The organism is Pseudomonas sp. E315 (assembly GCF_055406205.1).
The window spans coordinates 1-19,866 of the sequence record NZ_JBUZPJ010000001.1 but is presented as its reverse complement, the minus strand read 5'-3'; the positions used below and the strand labels follow the sequence as shown (position 1 = coordinate 19,866).

The following is a 19,866-nucleotide window of genomic DNA, read 5'->3' as shown; positions in this document are numbered from 1 at the left end:
AAGTACAACGGCTACATCGAGTGTAGCCGTTGCAGACAATCGGTTAGCGCAACAACTCGATCGACAGACCAGGAGCTTGACTGTCGCCAACCTCCATTCGAGCTGCACGTACACCGTTGTTGATCAACGCATCACGCCAGGCGGATGCTTGAGCACCGTTTAAACTGACTCTCGACGTAGCGTCGAGGTTCAATCCACGGGAAATCAACGTGAGCCACTGAGCATTTGGCGCGCCCGTCAATTTAGGGAAATCGAGCTTGCCGGTGCTTTTCAACTGGCGCAGCAGCGTGGCCGATGTGGGCAACAGTTCACCCAGTTCAGCACTGGCTTGTAACTGCTCCACATGCAGGTAGGCCTTACGGTTACCGCGCGTGATGCCGTAAAGCGCTACTAACTGGTTGTGCTCTGGCGCCGCCAAACGCAGCAGCAAGTAGGACTGTTGGTCATCAGCGCCGACCAGCTTGGAGTTGCCAAACACCTCATTGGCCCACAGGCTGCTTTCGCCACAATCGCGGGCTTGGCACCAGAACAGTAACTCAGCACCTTTGGCCTGCAAGGCTTCGCGGGCCGCAGTGAAGGCTTCGGTGGCGGCGTGTTCGGCGGGTAATTCATACGTGATGGCCGTGACTTGCCCACGTGTATTGACCTGCGCCTCAAAGCGCAAGCGACCGCTGATTTTGCGGATCGAACCCATTGGGTAGATGCGCTCAACGTCTGGTTTGACGCTGTAGTCAACGATTTGTGCATCGGCCAGGCGTGGCACGCCTTGTAAGTCTTGACTGCCAGGGACATCAGCCGCCCAAACCAACGGGCTCAGGCAACTTAAACCCAGCCCACAGATAAAACTTTTGGTGAGTGTCATCGGCGTGGCTCACCCGCAGGTGATGTATGGCGGTGCATGCTCACGATAGAGACCGGGTGGCCTTTCAGGGTCGCTGCGGTGTAGAGATCTATCATGGTTGTCTCCCATTTCAACCCGCCAAGCCTCGGCAGTTGGCCGCCGCAAGTCAAGGAACAGCGAAGAACCGATTGAAACAGTCTGCAACAAGGACTGCCCCCGCCTCGTCATTCAGGTGCAAATGATGGCCGCCGGGTAACCGCTCCAAAATGAAGGGTAGCCCATCCAGCCGCTCGGGGTGGGCGGCCAGCATGCCCTGCTCTGCCACGACTAGCGTGGTGGGGCAAGTAACCCGTTGAACAAAGGACAGGCCCTGTTCGTCGGTCAGGCGTAAAGGCGACGGCAAGGTCAGGCGACTATCACTGCGCCAGCTATAACCACCGGGCACAGGCATTAAACCGCGCTGAGCCAGCAACTCTGCCGCTTCTCGGCTGACGGCGACCAGACCTTTCATGCGGGCCTCAACCCCTCGCTCAAGGGTCGGATGCACAGACTTGCGTTTGTGGCGCAGCTCTAATTGAGCCTGCAGGGCTTGGCCCATGCGCTCGGCCGTGCTCTGTTGCGTGCCGGTGTGAGGCATCACGCCATCAATCAGCGCCATGCGTGTCACCCGCTCAGGGAAAGCACCAGCGATGACGACTGAAATAATCGCACCCAAGGAGTGCCCAAGCAGTGCAAAACGCTGCCAGCCCAATTGCTCAGCCACGCACAGCACGTCAAAGGCGTAGTCCCACAATGAGTAACCTGCGCCGGGCGGGCGATGAGCCGAGTGCCCGTGACCGGCCAAGTCCAGCGCTACAATGCGCAAGCCCGTCAGTTTGGGCGCCAACCGCGCAAAGCTGTTGGCGTTGTCCAGCCAGCCATGCAAGGCAATCACGGGCAAACCGTCTTCTGGGCCAAACAGGTGCGCTGCCAGCTCGATATGCGGCAAGCTCAGGCGGATCTCTTCAACCACAGGGCTCATACGAAGCACTCTTTGTTATTGGCCACTGTGACGAAGCTCCCAACGGGCAAAAATCTCTTTGAGCAGGCTGGCGGTATCTTGCGGCTGTTCCAGCGGGAACATGTGGCCGCCGGGCACGCTCAGCGCTTCGCCCTTGGGCATGCGCGCGACCGCATTGGCGTGATGGCGCATGACCACACGACTGTCGTGCCCCCGCACCACGGTAAGCGGCACTTGTAGTTGTCGGGCGTGGCCGGGGCTAATGTGGGGCACGCCGCGGTAAATATTGATTTCAGTTGCTGGGTCGAACTTAAGGCGCAAGCGGTCATCGATCGGCTGCAAGCCATGCTCCAGATAGGCTTCAAAGCAATCTGGGTCGAAGCGTTGGAACAGCGACTTACCCGCAAAGTAGGCGCGGGCGGACTCAAGATCGGCAAATTCTTCTCGCCGCCCCAAGGTGCGACCTGCCGGGGTCAGACGGTCAATAAAGCCAAATCGCTTGGCCGCTCGAATGACCCACTGATCGGTCAGCGTCAACACAGGTGAGTCGAGCATCACTACGCCTTTGTACAGATGCGGGCAGCGCAGCGCGGCATGCAGGTGCAACATCCCACCCAACGAATGCCCCACCCCCAATACCGGCTCAGTTTGTTGTTGCAGGTGATAGATCAGCTCATCGACCAGATTGCGCCAGTTGTTGTCCACCGGAAAGCGCGGGTCATGGCCGTGTTGGGGCAGATGAACCACGCTGAAGTCCGGCGCGAGGGCGTCAAACAATTTGCCGTAGGTGGCCGAAGGGAAGCCATTGGCATGGGCGAAAAAAATCTGCCGGGACATACAAGGCGTCCATAAGAAAAAACACGGCTTATTGTCTGTAGGAAACCCTTTGGCAGCAATGACCGTATGCGCCATGAATGACGCCACTACGGCCATCAGCCGTCTTAATCAGCGTGCCGGCGGCGTTTGTCCCAGCGGCACGACAGCGATGGTCAAACGCGAGATGCAGCTCAGCTTGCCGCTATCGTCGGTGAGCCGAATGTCCCACACATGAGTGGTGCGCCCCATGTGTACAGGCCGCGCCACTGCCGTGACCCGACCACTGCGCACGGCGCGCAAATGGTTGGCGTTGACCTCCAACCCCACGCAATAGAACTTTTTAGTGTCAACGCACAGGTAACTGGCCATCGAACCCAATGATTCGGCCAAGACCACTGAAGCACCGCCGTGCAGCAAACCAAACGGCTGGTGAGTCCGATGATCGACCACCATGCTGGCGGTCATTGAGTCGTCATCAAACGCATCGAAGGTGATGTCGAGCAATTCAACAATGGTGTTTTTGCTCGACGCGTTGAGTCGTTCCAGATCCGGGGTGGTAAGCCACAAGCCCATGTGCGAGTTCCTTGTTTTGTCATTATTAGTGCAGAGAACTGTTGGTGCGCAGCCTAATACGGGTGCCGCACGCTTTGCAGCGTCATGGCACCGGCCAAGGGCCATTCGCCTTGTAGCTGCGCCAAACTGGCGGTGCTCATCGGTTGGGGCTGACGAATGTTGCCATGCTGCAACACACTGATGAATTCACCCACAAAAGGTTGGTGGCTAACCAGCAGCACATTGCCGTTGTCCGGCAATTGGCGCACTGCGTGCAGTGGGTCGCTTTCGGGCGTCAGCCACGGCACGGTGATGATCTGCGGGGCGAAACCCAGTGCTTCACGCACCAGCTCGGCCGTTTGCTGGGCTCGAATGTAGGGGCTGGCAAAAATAGCCTCCAGCGGCTGGCCGATTAGATACTCGGCGCTGCGTAATACCTGCGCACGCCCGTGGGCCGTGAGCTCACGCTCGGCGTCACTGCGTGCGCGGTCTTGTGCTTGGCCATGACGTAACACCCAGAGGTTCATGGACGCGGCTCTTGGCCATCAACCGGCGCGACGTAAGGGGCTTCACCTTCCGGGGCTCGGGCAACAGGCCAATCAGCAAACGGCCAAGGTTTTTGCTCCGTATGAAAGCTGCCAAAACGCCCGATTTGCGCCAGATACTGGCTCAGGCTGTCGCCGAAATTCATCAGCCCACCATTGGGTGCGCCATAGGCCAAACGGTAGATCAATTGCACCAGCACCACGCCGCCCAGCACTAACTGTGCGACCTGCCACACCAGTAGAAAAACCAACATCCACAGCACACGCAGCACAATGGATTCGTACTGGGGTGCATTTTTAGAATCGTTCATGTGCTGCTCCTGTCGTACTCAGTTAAAACCGCTGGTGGAGATGAAGTCGACGTCTGTTTTGGGCTCGCCGCGCATCAGTAACTCAATCACCTGATTCAAGGTGCGCCCTTCGAACAAGATCGCATGCAAACCTGCCACCAATGGCATGTACACATTCAGCTCTTGAGCTTTGGCCTTGAGCACCTTAAGGGTGTTAACACCTTCAGCGACTTCGCCGAGTCGGGTCACGGCGTCTTCCAGGCTCAAGCCCTGCCCCAGCGCAAAACCAACTTGGTAGTTGCGGCTCTTGGGGGATGAGCAGGTCACGATCAAGTCGCCTACGCCAGCCAAGCCCAGAAAGGTCATGGGGTTAGCGCCTTGGCTGACGGCAAAACGAGTCATTTCTGCCAAAGCACGGGTTATCAGCATACTTTTGGTGTTTTCACCCATGCCCAGTGCAACCGCCATGCCCGCAATAATCGCGTAGACGTTTTTCAGCGCCCCGCCCAATTCGACACCAAAGCGATCCGAGCTGGCATACACACGAAAAGTGCGGCCATGCAGCGCGGCTTGCACACTGGCACAAAGCGCTTCATCAGCACTGGCAACGACGGTGGCAGTCAGCGCATGCTCAGCCACTTCGCGCGCCAGATTTGGCCCGGACAACACGCCGATTCTGGCTTGCGGAGCAATTTCTTCGAGGATTTCGCTCATCAGCTTAAAGCTGTGCGCCTCAATGCCTTTGGTCAGGCTAACAAGCATTTTGCCGCTCAAGCGCTGGGCATGTTCAGCCAACACACTGCGCAGAGCACTTGAAGGCAGCGCCACGAAGCACAGGTCACAGCCATCAAGGGTGGCTTGCAGGTCAGTGACCGGCTCCACGCCCATGTGGATTTTGATGCCTTTGAGGTAACGGGGGTTTTCGCGATTGAGGCGAATAGCCGCAGCTTGCTCGGGATCACGCATCCACTGATGCACGCGATGACCGTTTTCTGCCAGCAAGTTAGCCACGGCAGTGCCAAAGCTTCCGCCTCCCAAGACCGCAATAGCGCGCTGTTCAGTCATATGCAATCCAGTCATCCATCTAGCAGTGGCAATCGGCGCATTATACGGAGCACATCACCCGCTACCAGCCCTAAGGGAGGGCCTTGAACGATTGATCGAACAGAAAGTGTATGGCCTTAGCTGGCAAAGTGAAGACGCTCAGTTAACATGCCGCCCCACGTATTCATACACGAGGGCAGCTGCGCTGCATTTTTAAAATGACTGACCTCAAGTCAAGGATGACAAACCCTATGGTCGATGTACCCGCTGCCCTGGCGCTGGCTCCAGAAGGTTCGCGCCCATGACCTCACGTCGTCGCTGGGATATTCACACCCGAACTCAGATGATGAGCCTGGGGCCTGCGCTGTTGTTGACCTTGTTGCTCATCAGCTTCTTTACCTTTGTACGGCTTCAGGACTTGCGTCAGGAGCTCAATCACACTGGCCAATTGATAGCCAACCAATTAGCGCCAGCCACAGAGTATGGGGTTATTTCTGGTAACACGCAGGTGCTGGAATCACTGGTACAGGCATCGTTAAACACGCCTCACGTGCAGTTCGTACAAGTTCAGGATCGCGCCCACCATGTGCTGGTACGCGTAGAACAGCCATTGTCAGAGACTGAACGCGCCACCCACGTGGAGGTTTTTCAGGCACCGGTACGCTTGCAGAACATCGCGTTGGATCAATCATTTTCGCCAAACAAACTGAATAATCCTGCCCCTACAGAAGACTATCTGGGCCGGGTGATGGTCGGAATGTCCAGTGATGCCCTGAGCAATCGTCAGCAGGACATCTTGCTCAAGGCAATGATCCTGGCGCTGTTTGCATTAGTCTTCACCTACTTGCTGGCCCGTCGTCTGGCGTCAAATCTGTCAAAGCCCATCAGCGACATGAGCAATGCCGTTAAAGCCCTTCAGCAGGGTGATTACAAAACGCCTTTACCGGTGGTGGATGATGGCGAGTTGGGCAGCTTGGCCCTGCACATCAATAACCTCGCACAAGGCCTTGAGCAGGCGAGCCGTGAGCAGCAAGCCGCCATTGCTCAGTTGATTCAAACGCGCGAGGAGGCCGAGCGCGCCAACAGTGCAAAGTCTGACTTTTTGGCGATGATGAGCCACGAGCTACGCACACCCATGAATGGCGTTTTGGGCATGCTGCAACTCTTGGAAACCACAGAAATGACCGAAGAGCAGGCCGAATATGCTGCGCTCGCGTCAGAGTCCACTGAACACTTGCTCAAGGTCATCAACGATATTCTGGATTTTTCCAGAATCGAGCGTTCGACCCTGGAGCTGGAGCATATTGCGTTCAACCTGCCCGAGCTGGTCAGCAATTGCGCTCAGGCCTTTCAGCACAGCGCTGACCAACGCGGGCTACATTTGCAGTTGGTTATTCCTGATGACATGCAGGACTTGCATGTCTTGGGCGACCCCACCCGGATTCGACAGATTCTGGTCAATCTGGTTGGCAACGCGCTGAAGTTCACCGAGCACGGGAGCATCCTGATCGAACCCCGGTGGCAGTCGCTCGATCATGATCTGATCTGGTTCACCTGCACCGTTCGCGACAGTGGCATCGGTATTAGCGCTGAAAAACTGGAATCGATGTTTATTGCTTTCAAACAAGCCGACAGCTCAATTTCACGACGCTACGGTGGCACCGGACTTGGTTTGCCGATCGCCCGCACGCTGGCCGAACGCATGGGCGGCACCCTGTATGCCAAGAGTGAAGAGGCGCAGGGCTCGGTGTTTACGCTGGAGATCCCGCTGGAGCTGCATCACCCCAGCCAGCACATCAACAGGCAAGCGTTGACGACAGAGTTGCCTTTTAAAGGGGAGCGTAAAGTGCTGCTGGTGGAAGACAACAAGGTCAATCAAACAGTGATTGAAGCCATGTTAGGCAGCCTTGGGTTCGACGTGGTTGTAGTCAGCGACGGCGCACAAGCCATTCATCAAGCCAATACCGAACATTTCGCAGCCATCTTGATGGACTGCCGACTGCCTATCATTGATGGCTACGAGGCAACCCGACAAATTCGTCAGCTCCCCGGCTGCGTTGACCTGCCCATCATTGCGCTGACCGCCAACGCGCTACAAGGCGACCGGGAGGCGTGCTTGCAAGCAGGAATGAACGATTACCTCGCCAAGCCGTTCAAACGTAATGATCTGGAGCAAATAATTCAGCGCTGGGTGCAGTAGCTTGTACTCGATCACCCACCTGCGACTGGCGTTAAATGCAAAAGTGCGGCAGTCTTAGGCACCCGATTAGGCCAATGAACCGGCCTGAATTAAAATTTCAGTGCACAAGTGTACATTCTTGCCCTTTGCGCTGTGACTTTCACTACAACGCAATAGTCTATGTGTAGGCTGGCGAACTGAAGCGCTTACGTTTTCGGTTAGTCGGGAAGATTCGCCCCACCCCGCCGCATGGGATTATTGAGGAGCTCGCATGACCAAACAAAACGCCTTTACTCGGGAAGATTTGCTGCGCTGTAGCCGCGGCGAGCTATTCGGCCCAGGTAACGCGCAACTGCCCGCCCCTAACATGCTGATGGTGGATCGAATCACCCATATCAGTGAAGAAGGCGGCAAGTACGGCAAAGGTGAATTGGTCGCCGAGCTGGATATCAATCCAGACCTGTGGTTTTTTGCCTGTCACTTTGAAGGTGATCCGGTGATGCCGGGCTGCCTGGGCCTTGACGCCATGTGGCAGCTGGTTGGCTTTTATCTCGGCTGGCAAGGCCTGCCGGGCCGAGGCCGCGCCTTGGGTTCGGGCGAGGTGAAATTCTTTGGCCAGGTTCTGCCGACCGCCAAAAAAGTCACTTACAACATTCATATCAAGCGCGTCCTCAAGGGCAAGCTGAACCTGGCCATTGCCGATGGTTCGGTGACCGTTGACGGTCGCGAAATCTACACCGCCGAAGGCCTTCGGGTCGGCGTTTTTACCTCAACTGACAACTTCTAAGGGTTATCCGCATGCGCCGCGTCGTTATCACTGGTCTGGGCATCGTTTCGTGCTTGGGCAATGACAAAGAGACCGTCTCCGCTAACCTGCGTGCAAGTCGCCCTGGCATCCGATTCAACCCGGAATATGCCGAAATGGGTCTGCGTAGCCAGGTTTCCGGCTCCATTGACCTGAACCTCGAAGAGCTGATTGATCGCAAGATCTATCGTTTCGTTGGCCACGCAGCTGCTTACGCTTACTTGGCCATGAAAGACGCCATCACTGACTCCGGTCTGACCGAGGAGCAAGTCTCCAATCCGCGTACCGGCCTTATCGCTGGCTCAGGCGGCGCGTCGACCTTGAACCAGATGGAAGCACTGGACATCCTGCGTGAAAAAGGCGTTAAACGCGTCGGCCCATACCGTGTAACGCGGACCATGAGCAGCACTGTTTCGGCTTGTCTGGCCACGCCTTTCAAAATCAAAGGCCTGAACTACTCCATCGCTTCTGCCTGCGCCACCAGTGCTCACTGCATCGGTAACGCCATGGAACAGATCCAGATGGGCAAGCAGGACATCGTGTTTGCCGGTGGCGGTGAAGAAGAGCACTGGAGCCAATCGTTCCTGTTCGACGCGATGGGCGCTCTGTCCAGCCAATACAACGACACGCCTGAAAAAGCGTCCCGTGCCTATGACGCCAAGCGTGACGGTTTCGTCATTGCAGGCGGTGGCGGCATGGTTGTAGTTGAAGAGCTAGAACACGCGCTGGCCCGTGGCGCCAAGATCTACGCTGAAATCGTCGGCTACGGCGCGACGTCTGACGGCTACGACATGGTTGCCCCAAGCGGTGAAGGTGCGATCCGCTGCATGCAGATGGCCATGTCCACGGTTGATGCCCCAATCGACTACATCAACACCCACGGTACTTCGACTCCGGTCGGTGACGTGGCAGAGATGAAAGGCATTCGTGAAGTCTTCGCAGACAAAGCGCCGCCTATCAGCTCGACCAAAAGCTTGTCGGGTCACTCTCTGGGCGCCGCAGGCGTTCATGAAGCGATTTACTGCATGCTGATGATGGAAGGCAACTTCATTGCAGGTTCGGCCAACATTGACGAGCTGGACCCAGCTGTTGCTGACATGCCAATCCTGACCAAGACTCGTGAAGACGCAACCATCAATACCGTTATGAGCAACAGCTTCGGCTTCGGTGGCACTAACGCCACTCTGGTCCTCAAGCGCTGGGAAGGCAAATAAGCCCTCTGTTCACTGCGTAAAAATGCCCCGACTGGTTCGGGGCATTTTTTTGTCTGATGGAACGTACGCGCCACAGAATGCTCTATAAAGATCATGACCTTTATCACTGCCACTCTGAGGTTTGCCATGACTGTTACCGTTAATACCGAGTCCCACGAGGGTTTTCGTCACAGCATTAAAATCGACGACCACGAAGTGTTCACTGACTTACCCAAGTCATTGGGGGGCGAAAGCTCTGCACCCTCCCCCCACGATTATTTTGATGCGGCGCTGGGTGCCTGCAAGGCGCTAACGCTAAAACTCTATGCGCAAAAGAAAGACATTCCGCTCACGGGCGTGAACGTCGAGGTCAAGCACGACGCCAGTGAAGAGCAGCAAGGCAAATATGCCCTACACGTCAAACTGACGCTCAAGGGTGTATTGACAGATGCTCAGCGCAAAGAGCTGCATAACGTGGCCGATAAGTGTCCGGTTCATAAACTGATGACCACGGCAGAGGTCACCATCGAAACACACTTGTCTGAAGGCGCTTTCAGCCAGTAAAACGCTGGCCAAGCCGTGCCGATAGTGGGAGCGTTGGGTTATGCTCAGCGCTCCTTCATTGCTGGAACAGGCCCATGCCCACTGTGACCGTAATCAAGCCTCGCGCCGAGGATGTTGAAGGCCAGCCCATCTTGCGCCCTTTGCCTTCAGCTAAGTGCCGCAGCGTCGGGCCCTTTGTTTTTTTCGATCACATGTTGCCCACGCATTACCCGCCGGGTCACGGGATGAATATCCGACAACACCCGCACATTGGTCTGTCGACACTGACCTATCTGTTTGAAGGTCAATTGCAGCACAAGGACAGTCTGGGTTCTGATCAACACGTAAGCCCCGGTGAAGTCAGCTGGATGACGGCCGGCAGCGCGATTGCCCACATTGAGCGCACACCCGCCGCAGCGCTGAAGCAAGGCTCGACCTTGCACGGATTACAAGTGTGGCTTGCCTCCCCAAAAAACAAAGAGCAAGGCGCTGGTCATTACAGCCACCACACGGCTGGCAGCCTGCCCGTCAGCGATAACCTCGGCGTAAAGATAAGGCTGATCGCCGGCTCAGGCTTTTGTCTGAGATCACCCGTGCCAGTACTCTCGCCCACGCTGTACGCTGAAATTCAGATGCAAACTGCCACGACCCTGATGATCCCGACCGAGCATCAGGAGCGTGCGCTGTATGTGCTGGAAGGTGACGCTCAGTTAGATGGGCAAAGGCTTGAACCTCGCACCTTGGTGGTGCTGCCTGCGGGCCAAGAGGCAACGCTGTTTGCCGAGGGTGATTGCCACGCGGTATTGATCGGCGGCGCACCTCTGGACGGGCCACGGCGCATCAACTGGAACTTTGTTGCCAGCGACCCCGCACTGATCGAACAAGCGAGAACACGCTGGGCTGCGGGCGATTGGCCGATCGTTGCAGGAGAGATCGGCCGTATCGAGTTGCCTTAACGCTTAAATACGGAACTGGCCAACCAGATCACCCAAACGCTGACCAAGTTGCGCAAGGCTGCGGGTGGTCTGGGCGCCCAACTGGGTTTCGTCTGCCACGTTATCTACCGCGACCGCAATTTGATGCACGCTGCGGTTGATCTCTTCGGCGACCGCTGTTTGTTCTTCGGCTGCGCTGGCGATTTGAGCGTTCATTGAGTTGATAGTGCCAATCAACTGCGCCATCGCATCCAAGGACTCTCCGGCCTGATTGGCCTGCGCAGAGGTGTCATCACCTGCATCGCTAGAGCGGCGCATCGCCTGTACCGCCTCTTCAGTCCCCTGTTGCAGTCGATCAATCATGCCCTGAATTTCCTGGGTGCTCTGCTGAGTACGACTGGCCAGCGCTCGCACCTCATCGGCCACCACGGCAAAACCACGACCCGCCTCGCCCGCCCGCGCCGCCTCGATGGCTGCGTTCAACGCCAACAAGTTGGTTTGGTCAGCTATTGAGCGAATTACCCCAAGCACGCTGACAATCGATGCCACGTCTTGTTGCAGGCTGTCCAAGGACGTACCACTGCTGCGAATATCACCAACCAACGCGTGGATTTGCTTGATGCTGCCGTCCACCACGCGTTTAGCCACCTGACCTTCTTCATCGGTTTTTTGCGCCGCAACCGAAGCGCCCTGAGCGCTGCGTGCCACTTCTTGAGCTGCCGAAGACATTTCATTGATGGCGGTTGCCACTTGATCCGTTTCATGGCGCTGACGCTCCATCGCCTGCTCGGAGCGATGGGCTTGCTCAGAGACCTGAGCCACCAAACCTGTGAGCTGGGACGTCATCTCAGTGACCTGACGCACCATTGCATGAATCTTGTCGACAAATCGGTTGAATGAACCTGCCAAGTCGCCCAGCTCATCTTGACTGGTAATGGCCAAGCGATGAGTCAAATCACCTTCGCCGGCTGCAATGTCGTCCAAATTGGCTTTCATCAAATGCAAGGGACGCAAAATAGTGTTCGCGACCAGCATCCCGATCACAGCGATCACTAAAAGCACCAAAACGGCGATAGCAACAATGCTCATTACCATGCCTTGCATGCGCTCTTTGACGTTGGCCTCAACTTCAGCAACCTGTGCCTCAATGCCGTCGAGGTTGACCACGGTGCCGATGACCATGTCCCACTTGGGCAGGTATTCGGTATAACCCAGCTTGGGCACCAATACCTTCTCATTGCCTGGCAACGAAGAACTGTATTGAGCGTAATGGGAGCCGTCCTTGCCCACCCTCACCAACTCACGGTTGGTGTAAACGCCATTAGGGTCACGGCTGTCCTGAAAGCTCTTGCCTACGCCTTCGCTGCTGCTGCCTTTAAACAGGCGAACCGCTTGCGAGTCGTAACCGAAGAAATAGCCATCCTTGCCGTAGGTGATGTTCGATAACAACTTGATCACATGGGCACGAGCAGCGTCATCGTTCGGCGCAGCGGCGTCGTACAGCGGCTTGATGCCGCTCATGGCGACTTCAACGTAGCTCTGCAACGTTGTCTTGGCATCGTTGAGCAGGCGCTGGCGAGTTTCCTCAACCTCCTTATTCGCCTGATCCTGCAAAATCCAGACCGTGGCCAAGCTGATCACCAAGGCAAACAACAAGACCGGCAAAACCGCGAGGGACAATACTTTTGCCTTCAGGCTCAGGCGCATATCTTTCACTCTTTAAAGAGACTTCGTACTGCGTTAACGGCCTGAAACTCTGAAAGTTAAGACCCGTCCACAGTGTTATTGGCAATAAATACCTTTCGAAATTTTACAAAACCATTGCCGCCACCCAGCCAAAGACCAGCAATGGCAAGTTGTAATGAAGAAAGGTAGGTACGACTGTGTCCCAAATATGGTGATGCTGGCCATCGATGTTCAGGCCGGAGGTCGGCCCCAAGGTAGAGTCAGACGCTGGAGAACCGGCATCTCCCAAAGCCCCGGCCGTACCCACAATGCACACAATGGCCATTGGGCTAAAGCCTAGCTGCACACAGAGCGGGACAAAAATAGCCGCCAAAATGGGCACGGTTGAAAAGGACGAACCAATCCCCATCGTCACCAGCAGCCCAACCAACAGCATCAGCAACGCCCCAATGCCTCGGTTGTGGTTAATCAAACCCGCAGAAGACTCAACCAGAGATTTCACTTCGCCCGTGGCTTTCATCACTTCGGCAAAACCAGAGGCCGCAATCATGATGAAGCCGATCATGGCCATCATCTTCATGCCTTCTGTGAACAGGTCATCCGTTTCACGCCAACGTACGATGCCTGACGCCGAGAAAATCAAAAAACCGGCCAACGCACCAATAATCATTGAGCCCAGCCACAGCTGGATAATAAACGCAGCCGCAATAGCGCCACCTGCCACCAGCAGTGTTCGTGGGTTATAGGTCACAGCCACTTGCTCGACCTGTTCAATTTTGCTCAGGTCGTACTCACGTTTTTTGCGATAACTGATAAAAACCGCCACCACCAAGCCAAACAACATCCCCAGCGCGGGGATTGCCATGGCATGGGTGACATTGACCTGGCTGATATCAACGCCACTTTTGCTGACGTTGGCCAACAAAATTTGATTCAGGAAAATGTTGCCAAAACCCACGGGCAAAAACATGTAGGGCGTGATCAAACCAAATGTCATGACACACGCGATCAAACGACGGTCAATTTTTAGCTTGGTCAGCACATACAGTAGCGGCGGGACCAACAACGGAATAAACGCAATATGAATGGGCAGGATGTTTTGCGACGAAATCGCAACCACCAGCAGCAACCCAATGAGCAACCATTTAACGCGATTGCCCCCCGCAGCCTGCTGCTTGTTCACCAGGGTCAGGGCTTTGTCGGCCAACGCGTGGGCCAGGCCTGACTTGGCAATCGCGACGGCAAAGGCGCCCAACATCGCGTAGGACAACGCAACCTGCGCCCCACCACCCAAACCGCTGTTAAAGGCATTAAGCGTGGCTTCAATACCTAGCCCGCCCACGAGGCCGCCCACGACAGCACCGACAATCAGTGCGATGACCACATGCACACGGGACAAACTGAGCACCAACATGATGCCGACCGCGGCAACTACTGCATTTATCATTACAACCTCATAGCTCGTCTCACGATAAAAACACCGCAATACGCATGATTTCGGGCAAAAGACTGCTGTTCCAGTCGCCGAATTAGGAAGGGAGTACTTATTTGAGGGCGCACACTTTGCAACAGCATAGCGGCCTTGTCAAAGCGCGCCCGAAGGCATGTTGCCAAAGTACGCAAAAAAGGCTTTAACCCTAGTATTTACAGGGTCTAAACGATATTTAAAGTTTTAAAAATACATATTTAGTCATAAAGAAAAGCACCGTACGGCCGCTAACAGACAAAGCCTCTTTTTAGGATGTCTCCATGTCTGCTAGACAGCTTTCAATTCAGTGGAAAATCACCCTCCTGTGCGGACTTTGCCTATTGGCTATTGTGACGTTGCTGGTGGGCCTTTCTCTTTATCGCATGGAGCACAACTCCGAGCTGGTGAAGGCATCAAGTACCCAGATGCTTAATGAGGCCGCGCAAGCTCGCATCGAAGCTCAAGGTGAAGCTCAGTCTTTGGCGATCAGTCGTCAGTTCATGGACGCCTACCAATACGGTAACGGCTTTGCACGACAAGTCTTGTTTTTGCGTGAGCAATCAGAAAAACGCTTTTTGGATGCGTTTGATCTGCGCGAGGATCTGACCCGCCAAGTGAAGGCGGCTTTGTTGGCCAACCCGGACTTGCTCGGTTTTTCGCTGGTGTTTGAAGCCAACGCGCTGGATGGCAAAGATCAGCTATTCGACAACCAAAAAAAGTTAGGCAGTAACGACACTGGCCGCTTTTCGCTTTACTGGTCACAGCCGACACCCGGCAAGCTGACCTCAATGACGCTGCCGGAAAGCGACTTGGCTGACACCAGCATCGGCCCCAGCGGCCAAGCCAATAACATGTGGTTCACCTGCCCACGTACAACGCTTAAGCCTTGCATCGTCGAACCTTACTTTTATGAAATTGACGGGCAAAAGGTGCTGATGACTAGCATCGTTTTCCCCCTCATCGTCAACGGCAAACTTATCGCGTCGCTGTCGACTGATATCAACCTCAATAGTCTTCAGGCCATCAGTCAGCAAGCCAGCCAAAAGCTCTATGACGGTTCAACCGATGTCAGCATTATCAGCTCACTCGGTTTGTTGGCTGGGCACAGTGCGGATGCCAGTAAGCTCAGCCAACGCCTGGATCACATCGATGCTAATGACGGCACTCAGCTGATTCAGTCGCTGGGGCGCAATAGCCATTCGCAAAGCTTTCGCGGACATGAACGCTTAAAAATTCTGACACCATTTTTACCTATTCCAGGCAGCCAGCCTTGGGGGGTATTACTCGATGTGCCAGAAAAGATTTTGGTGGGCCCAGCGCAGGCGCTGCAAGCAGAGCTAGATGAACGCAATAACGCAGGGGCATTGATTGAGTTAGGCTTGGGCTTGCTCGCCGCTGTCGTAGGGTTGCTACTGATATGGCTTATGGCCCGGAGTGTGACCCGACCAATCCTCGACGTCGCTCATATGCTGGAAGACATTGCCAGTGGCGAGGGTGATCTAACGCGTCGTCTGGCCTACGACAAAAAAGACGAACTCGGCCAATTGGCTGGCTGGTTCAACCGCTTTCTGGACAAGCTGCAACCGATCATTGCCGACGTTAAACGCTCAGTGCAGGACGCTCGTGGCACCGCTGACCAGTCAGCGGCCATCGCCACACAAACCAGTGCCGGCATGGAGCAGCAATACCGGCAGGTGGATCAAGCGGCAACCGCATCCCATGAGATGAGCGCAACAGCACAGGATGTGGCCCGCAGCGCTGCACAAGCCGCGCAAGCTGCTCGTGACGCCGACCAAGCAACACGCCAGGGCCTGAGCATCATTGACCACACCACCACGAGCATCGACCAATTGGCCGCCGACATGGGCGTAGCCATGACCCAAGTCGAGGGTTTAGCTGCCAATAGTGAAAAAATTGGCTCTGTGCTTGAAGTCATCCGAGCCATTGCAGAGCAAACCAATTTACTGGCCTTGAACGCAGCCATTGAAGCTGCGAGGGCTGGCGAAGCTGGGCGCGGCTTTGCTGTGGTGGCCGATGAAGTTCGTAATCTGGCGCGACGGACTCAAGAGTCCGTAGAAGAGACCCGTCAAGTGATCGAACAATTGCAAGTGGGTACGCAGGACGTGGTTAGCTCTATGGGCAATAGCCATCGACAAGCTCAAGGCAGCGTCGAGCAGGTCGGCCAAGCGGTGACGGCATTGCAGCAAATTGGTAACGCAGTGACTGTGATTACGGACATGAACTTGCAAATTGCCAGCGCCGCTGAGGAGCAGAGTGCTGTTGCAGAGGAAATCAACAACAACGTAGCCACTATTCGGGATGTGACCGAGTCGCTGTCCGAGCAGGCTAATGAGTCTGCACGGGTTAGCCAGTCATTGAATACGCTGGCCAACCAACAGCAACAATTGATGGACCAGTTCCGGGTTTAACGCTCCGTGCACAGGGCGGCGACAGGGCTTCAAGCCTTCGCCGCCCTCATGGCACCTGATGGCAGTTTGATCGTCACTAAAAGCCCTCCTGATTCACCTGCGCCAAGTTGCATTTCCCCATCCCAAGCATCAACGATATCCCTGACTATTCCCAACCCCAGACCGTGACCACTGGTTTGCTCATCCAGGCGTGTACCACGACTTAACACCAGCTCGCGCTCTGCTTGCGGTATGCCCGGGCCGTCGTCTTGAACCTCAATGATAAACCCCCATTGGTTTTGCTCAATCTTCAGCTCAACCCAGGCATCTGCCCACTTACAGGCGTTGTCCAATAAGTTGCCGAGTAGCTCGAGCATGTCTTCGCGATCCCAAGGCATGTGCAACCCCGGCGATACCTTGAATGACAGTGCAAGATGCTCGCCGTGAATCATACGAAGTGTCGCCATTAAACTTGGGAGTTCGGCGCCGGGGTTAAATTGCGCACCTGGGAGTGCATCCCCCGCTAACCGCGCTCGATTGAGCTCTTTGCTCATGCGCTGTTGAATGTGCTCAAGTTGCTCAAGCAGTGTTTTTTGAATCTCAGGGTAACCTGCAAGTTGAACGCTGTTAGCCAAGCTGATCAAAACCGAGAGCGGGGTTTTAAGCGCATGCCCCAGATTGCCCAAAGCGTTGCGTGAGCGCTTGAGGTTGTCTTCGGTATGAGCCAGCAAGTGGTTAATTTGCAAAACCAACGGTTCAAGCTCGACAGGAACCTGCGCATCAAGCTGCGAGCGTTGCCCGCGTTGTAACTGAGCTATTTGCTGACGAGCCATTTCAAGTGGTCGTAATGCTCGGCGAACTGTTAGCCGCTGTAGCAATAAAATCACCAGCAGGGCGAACACCCCCATAGCCAACCCAATCTTTTGAACTTTATTGAAGCTTTCCCGTATGGGCGTGTAGTCCTGAGCCACGCTGATGGAAACATTTTGGCCAAAACGTTGGTAGTCACTGCGCAGTACCAACAACATTTGATCCTCTGGCCCCGGCTGCAATGTGCTGTCCAGCCCCGGCTCGCTGGGCCGCGATAACTGAGCATCCCACAATGAACGTGAGCGCCAATGTTGATCGGCAAACACAATACTGAAGTAGTGCCCTGAAAACGGTCGCTGATAAGCGGGAGATAGCAAACGTTCATCCAGTTGTAACCCTTGTGGCCCTCGACGCAAAGCAACTAGCAAGTTTTCACTCTCGTTTCTAAGCCCCGACTCCAAATAGCGCTGAAGACCGGTTTCAAACAACCAAAGGCTTACTTGCCCAACAATGAGGCCTGCTACCAACAAGACGCTGATTAAGCCAAGACTCAAACGCCTTTGAATGGACCTCACCGACCTGCCGTCCCGAAGATATAGCCTTGGCCGCGACGTGTTTCGATCACTTGGCGCCCAAGTTTGCGACGCAGATGATTGACATGCACCTCCAGCACGTTGGAGTCTCGCTCGGTTTCGCCGTCGTAGAGGTGCTCAGCCAAATGGCTTTTAGACAGGATTTGTTGTGGGTGCAGCATGAAATAACGAAGAAGGCGGAACTCGGCAGCGGTCAACTGGATATCGTCTCCATCGCTCGTTACGCACTGGCGCGCTTCATCCAATTGCAGCCCGGCTGACTCTAACAATGGTTGATTTGGCTGCCCATGAGAGCGGCGCAATAGCGCCTGAATGCGCAGCTGCAGTTCTTCGGGATGAAAAGGCTTGGGCAGATAGTCATCCGCCCCTGCCTTAAGCCCCTCTATGCGCTCAGCCCACGAGCTGCGCGCAGTCAAAATCAGTACGGGGGCTGCCAGTCCGTTAGCACGCCATTGTTTGAGGACATCAATGCCAGGAATCCCCGGTAAACCGAGGTCAAGAATGATCAGATCATAGGGTTCACTCTGCCCTTGATAGAGCGCATCACGACCATCTGCTAGCCAGTCCACGGCGTAACCCTGACGAGATAATCCTGCAATCAGCTCATCGGCTAATGGCACATGGTCCTCAACCAACAGCAAGCGCACTAATCATCTTCCTTATCTTCAAGCAATTGGCCATTACCGGCATCCAGTTTGAGCTCTCTAACAACGCCCATTGTGGTCAGCAATTCAACTTCATAGACATATATATCGTCATCCTCCTCCAACTCGGCCTCTAGCAGCCTTGAGCCCGGATAACGTTGCTGCGCCATTTGAAGAAGCTTCTCCAAAGGCAAAATTTCTCCTTGCTCACGCAGTCGCAGTGCTTCGTCTTGGCCTAGATCACGTGCCAAGGCCAACGAGCAGAATGCAAAAAGCACTATTGAAATTAGCTGCCCAGCTCGTACATTCACGCTTATCTCCTGATCGAATACTCATTGCAGCGCGTCATTTTTTCAATCCCATCAAATGCCTGAACCATAACGATAGTGGCTTAATTGAAACTGAATAAGCCGCATAGGCGTGGTCTCCGATAGCACCATGACCCTGCGCGCTACACTCGCTCCAAGAGCGTTAGCTGTTAAACTGCATGCCTGCACTCATCGCCCAAGCGATAGCCACCTATTCAAGAGCTATAGACACCGTGGAAATTTTCAAAGAGTTTACCTTCGAATCAGCACATAGACTGCCTTACGTTCCGCAAGGTCATAAATGCGGCCGTTTACATGGCCACTCCTTCAAGGTGGCTATTCATTTAAGCGGTGATATTGATCCTAATACAGGATGGATTCGTGATTTTTCGGAAATAAAAACGATTTTCAAACCGCTGTATGAGCAGTTAGATCATAACTATTTGAATGACATTCCTGGTTTGGAAAACCCAACCAGTGAAGTGTTAGCTAAATGGATCTGGCAGCAGTTGAAGCCTTTACTACCAGAGCTGTCCGCAATACGAATTCATGAGACCTGTACCAGCGGCTGTATTTATTACGGCGACTAAGTGTCAGGCATAAAAAACCACCTTGCTAGGTGGTTAATGAGATGGTCACCCCACACCCTGCGAGGGCTACGCTTTCGCAGGGTGTTTTATTTTGTAGGCAATCGTCATGAGCGATTTAGCACTGGTCGGTATCGACCTCGGCAAACATACGTTCCACCTGCACGGCCAAGACCAGTCGGGCCGCGAGCTGTTTAGCAAGAAATGCTCACGCCAATAGATGATGCGCCTCTTTAGCAACTTGCCAGCATGCAGAGTGGACTATTTTTTCTTCGAAAAAAACAAACCCCCTGTCTGCGTGAGCAGACAGGGGGTTTGGAATTTAATCTTGACGATGACCTACTCTCACATGGGGAAACCCCACACTACCATCGGCGATGCATCGTTTCACTACTGAGTTCGGGATGGGATCAGGTGGTTCCAATGCTCTATGGTCGTCAAGAAATTCGGTAGCCAGCTCGTTTGCCTTTCGGCTCACGCTCCAGCGAATGGGTATGTAATAGAGTCGGTGTTTTGTGAGTTGCAAACTTTCGGTTTGTATCGTCTTCACACACCGCAATCTGGTCTATTCGACGCAAATTGCTTGGGTGTTATATGGTCAAGCCTCACGGGCAATTAG

The 19,866-nt window shown here is 54.7% G+C and carries 19 protein-coding genes, 1 rRNA gene and 2 pseudogenes; 8 read left to right on the top strand and 14 right to left on the bottom strand.

What is annotated here, in order from left to right; genetic code table 11:
- Positions 1-43 precede the first annotated feature (43 nt).
- From ACZRJQ_RS00110 to ACZRJQ_RS00080, 7 genes are all read right to left on the bottom strand, one after another.
- Entirely contained in the window at positions 44-862 is an 819-nt protein-coding gene (locus ACZRJQ_RS00110) for a DUF4892 domain-containing protein (RefSeq protein ID WP_463976402.1), read from the bottom strand.
- 145 nt (positions 863-1,007) lie between these two features.
- A complete protein-coding gene (locus tag ACZRJQ_RS00105; RefSeq protein WP_463976401.1) occupies positions 1,008-1,862 on the bottom strand; it encodes an alpha/beta fold hydrolase in 855 nt (284 codons plus the stop codon).
- A 15-nt stretch (positions 1,863-1,877) separates the two neighbouring features.
- Positions 1,878-2,678 (bottom strand): alpha/beta fold hydrolase, encoded by an 801-nt coding sequence (locus ACZRJQ_RS00100; RefSeq protein WP_463976400.1) that lies wholly within the window; start codon positions 2,676-2,678, stop codon positions 1,878-1,880.
- A gap of 108 nt (positions 2,679-2,786) precedes the next feature.
- A complete protein-coding gene (locus ACZRJQ_RS00095) occupies positions 2,787-3,230 on the bottom strand; it encodes a hotdog fold thioesterase (RefSeq protein ID WP_463976399.1) in 444 nt (147 codons plus the stop codon).
- Between the two features lie 53 nt (positions 3,231-3,283).
- Complete coding sequence (gene sixA / locus ACZRJQ_RS00090) at positions 3,284-3,736, bottom strand: phosphohistidine phosphatase SixA (protein WP_463976398.1); 453 nt, start codon at positions 3,734-3,736, stop codon at positions 3,284-3,286.
- Positions 3,733-4,065, bottom strand: coding sequence for a DUF4389 domain-containing protein (locus ACZRJQ_RS00085; protein ID WP_463976397.1), 333 nt, complete (start codon positions 4,063-4,065; stop codon positions 3,733-3,735). Before ACZRJQ_RS00085 ends, sixA begins: the two co-directional genes overlap by 4 nt.
- 18 nt (positions 4,066-4,083) lie before the next feature.
- On the bottom strand, positions 4,084-5,109 hold the full coding sequence (locus ACZRJQ_RS00080) for an NAD(P)H-dependent glycerol-3-phosphate dehydrogenase (protein WP_463976396.1): 1,026 nt from the start codon (positions 5,107-5,109) through the stop codon (positions 4,084-4,086).
- A 280-nt stretch (positions 5,110-5,389) separates the two neighbouring features.
- Here ACZRJQ_RS00080 and ACZRJQ_RS00075 point away from each other — a divergent pair, with 280 nt between their 5' ends.
- The 5 genes from ACZRJQ_RS00075 (at position 5,390) to ACZRJQ_RS00055 (ending at position 10,764) form a co-directional block, all read left to right on the top strand.
- The gene (locus tag ACZRJQ_RS00075; protein ID WP_463976395.1) at positions 5,390-7,288 is read left to right on the top strand and encodes a response regulator; all 1,899 of its coding nucleotides are present in this window, start codon (positions 5,390-5,392) and stop codon (positions 7,286-7,288) included.
- A 250-nt stretch (positions 7,289-7,538) separates the two neighbouring features.
- A complete protein-coding gene (gene fabA / locus ACZRJQ_RS00070) occupies positions 7,539-8,054 on the top strand; it encodes a 3-hydroxyacyl-[acyl-carrier-protein] dehydratase FabA (RefSeq protein ID WP_463976394.1) in 516 nt (171 codons plus the stop codon).
- Positions 8,055-8,065: 11 nt separating this feature from the next.
- Positions 8,066-9,286, top strand: a complete 1,221-nt coding sequence (gene fabB, locus ACZRJQ_RS00065) for a beta-ketoacyl-ACP synthase I (protein ID WP_463976393.1) — start codon at positions 8,066-8,068, stop codon at positions 9,284-9,286.
- A gap of 126 nt (positions 9,287-9,412) precedes the next feature.
- Positions 9,413-9,829, top strand: a complete 417-nt coding sequence (locus ACZRJQ_RS00060) for an OsmC family protein (RefSeq protein ID WP_463976392.1) — start codon at positions 9,413-9,415, stop codon at positions 9,827-9,829.
- Between the two features lie 74 nt (positions 9,830-9,903).
- The gene (locus tag ACZRJQ_RS00055) at positions 9,904-10,764 is read left to right on the top strand and encodes a pirin family protein (protein WP_463976391.1); all 861 of its coding nucleotides are present in this window, start codon (positions 9,904-9,906) and stop codon (positions 10,762-10,764) included.
- 3 nt (positions 10,765-10,767) lie between these two features.
- On the opposite strand, the gene ACZRJQ_RS00050 is transcribed toward ACZRJQ_RS00055, so the two are convergent.
- The 3 genes and pseudogenes from ACZRJQ_RS00050 to ACZRJQ_RS00040 form a co-directional block, all read right to left on the bottom strand.
- Positions 10,768-11,523, bottom strand: coding sequence for a methyl-accepting chemotaxis protein (locus ACZRJQ_RS00050; protein WP_463976964.1), 756 nt, complete (start codon positions 11,521-11,523; stop codon positions 10,768-10,770).
- A 102-nt stretch (positions 11,524-11,625) separates the two neighbouring features.
- Positions 11,626-12,450 (bottom strand): annotated as a pseudogene (locus ACZRJQ_RS00045) (cache domain-containing protein); the annotation flags it as partial.
- Positions 12,451-12,553: 103 nt separating this feature from the next.
- The gene (locus tag ACZRJQ_RS00040; protein WP_463976963.1) at positions 12,554-13,873 is read right to left on the bottom strand and encodes a Na+/H+ antiporter family protein; all 1,320 of its coding nucleotides are present in this window, start codon (positions 13,871-13,873) and stop codon (positions 12,554-12,556) included.
- A gap of 305 nt (positions 13,874-14,178) precedes the next feature.
- Here ACZRJQ_RS00040 and ACZRJQ_RS00035 point away from each other — a divergent pair, with 305 nt between their 5' ends.
- Complete coding sequence (locus ACZRJQ_RS00035) at positions 14,179-16,326, top strand: methyl-accepting chemotaxis protein (RefSeq protein WP_463976390.1); 2,148 nt, start codon at positions 14,179-14,181, stop codon at positions 16,324-16,326.
- A gap of 29 nt (positions 16,327-16,355) precedes the next feature.
- Here the strand turns inward: ACZRJQ_RS00035 and ACZRJQ_RS00030 are convergent, their stop codons facing one another.
- Genes ACZRJQ_RS00030 through ACZRJQ_RS00020 form a run of 3 tightly spaced genes read right to left on the bottom strand, consistent with a single transcriptional unit; the run spans position 16,356 to position 18,669 of the window.
- The gene (locus tag ACZRJQ_RS00030) at positions 16,356-17,690 is read right to left on the bottom strand and encodes a sensor histidine kinase (protein ID WP_463976389.1); all 1,335 of its coding nucleotides are present in this window, start codon (positions 17,688-17,690) and stop codon (positions 16,356-16,358) included.
- Entirely contained in the window at positions 17,687-18,355 is a 669-nt protein-coding gene (locus ACZRJQ_RS00025) for a response regulator transcription factor (protein ID WP_463976388.1), read from the bottom strand. Before ACZRJQ_RS00025 ends, ACZRJQ_RS00030 begins: the two co-directional genes overlap by 4 nt.
- A complete protein-coding gene (locus tag ACZRJQ_RS00020) occupies positions 18,355-18,669 on the bottom strand; it encodes a PepSY domain-containing protein (protein WP_463976962.1) in 315 nt (104 codons plus the stop codon). The genes ACZRJQ_RS00025 and ACZRJQ_RS00020 overlap by 1 nt, the downstream gene beginning before the upstream one ends.
- A 224-nt stretch (positions 18,670-18,893) precedes the next feature.
- Here ACZRJQ_RS00020 and queD point away from each other — a divergent pair, with 224 nt between their 5' ends.
- On the top strand, positions 18,894-19,250 hold the full coding sequence (gene queD, locus ACZRJQ_RS00015) for a 6-carboxytetrahydropterin synthase QueD (RefSeq protein ID WP_463976961.1): 357 nt from the start codon (positions 18,894-18,896) through the stop codon (positions 19,248-19,250).
- Between the two features lie 106 nt (positions 19,251-19,356).
- Positions 19,357-19,464, top strand: a pseudogene (locus ACZRJQ_RS00010) (IS110 family transposase); the annotation flags it as partial.
- A gap of 109 nt (positions 19,465-19,573) precedes the next feature.
- On the opposite strand, the gene rrf reads toward ACZRJQ_RS00010, so the two are convergent.
- Positions 19,574-19,689 (bottom strand): 5S ribosomal RNA (rrf, locus tag ACZRJQ_RS00005).
- Positions 19,690-19,866 lie beyond the last annotated feature (177 nt).

What these genes read in the sequence shown, in the direction of transcription:
- ACZRJQ_RS00110 (WP_463976402.1), bottom strand. Translation starts at nt 862, where the DNA reads ATGACACTCACCAAAAGTTTTATCTGTGGGCTGGGTTTAAGTTGCCTG.
- ACZRJQ_RS00100 (WP_463976400.1), bottom strand. Translation starts at nt 2,678, where the DNA reads ATGTCCCGGCAGATTTTTTTCGCCCATGCCAATGGCTTCCCTTCGGCC.
- ACZRJQ_RS00075 (WP_463976395.1), top strand. Translation starts at nt 5,390, where the DNA reads ATGACCTCACGTCGTCGCTGGGATATTCACACCCGAACTCAGATGATG.
- fabA (WP_463976394.1), top strand. Translation starts at nt 7,539, where the DNA reads ATGACCAAACAAAACGCCTTTACTCGGGAAGATTTGCTGCGCTGTAGC.
- ACZRJQ_RS00035 (WP_463976390.1), top strand. Translation starts at nt 14,179, where the DNA reads ATGTCTGCTAGACAGCTTTCAATTCAGTGGAAAATCACCCTCCTGTGC.
- ACZRJQ_RS00060 (WP_463976392.1), top strand. Translation starts at nt 9,413, where the DNA reads ATGACTGTTACCGTTAATACCGAGTCCCACGAGGGTTTTCGTCACAGC.
- ACZRJQ_RS00105 (WP_463976401.1), bottom strand. Translation starts at nt 1,862, where the DNA reads ATGAGCCCTGTGGTTGAAGAGATCCGCCTGAGCTTGCCGCATATCGAG.
- fabB (WP_463976393.1), top strand. Translation starts at nt 8,066, where the DNA reads ATGCGCCGCGTCGTTATCACTGGTCTGGGCATCGTTTCGTGCTTGGGC.
- ACZRJQ_RS00050 (WP_463976964.1), bottom strand. Translation starts at nt 11,523, where the DNA reads ATGGAGCGTCAGCGCCATGAAACGGATCAAGTGGCAACCGCCATCAAT.
- ACZRJQ_RS00085 (WP_463976397.1), bottom strand. Translation starts at nt 4,065, where the DNA reads ATGAACGATTCTAAAAATGCACCCCAGTACGAATCCATTGTGCTGCGT.
- sixA (WP_463976398.1), bottom strand. Translation starts at nt 3,736, where the DNA reads ATGAACCTCTGGGTGTTACGTCATGGCCAAGCACAAGACCGCGCACGC.
- ACZRJQ_RS00055 (WP_463976391.1), top strand. Translation starts at nt 9,904, where the DNA reads ATGCCCACTGTGACCGTAATCAAGCCTCGCGCCGAGGATGTTGAAGGC.
- ACZRJQ_RS00080 (WP_463976396.1), bottom strand. Translation starts at nt 5,109, where the DNA reads ATGACTGAACAGCGCGCTATTGCGGTCTTGGGAGGCGGAAGCTTTGGC.
- ACZRJQ_RS00095 (WP_463976399.1), bottom strand. Translation starts at nt 3,230, where the DNA reads ATGGGCTTGTGGCTTACCACCCCGGATCTGGAACGACTCAACGCGTCG.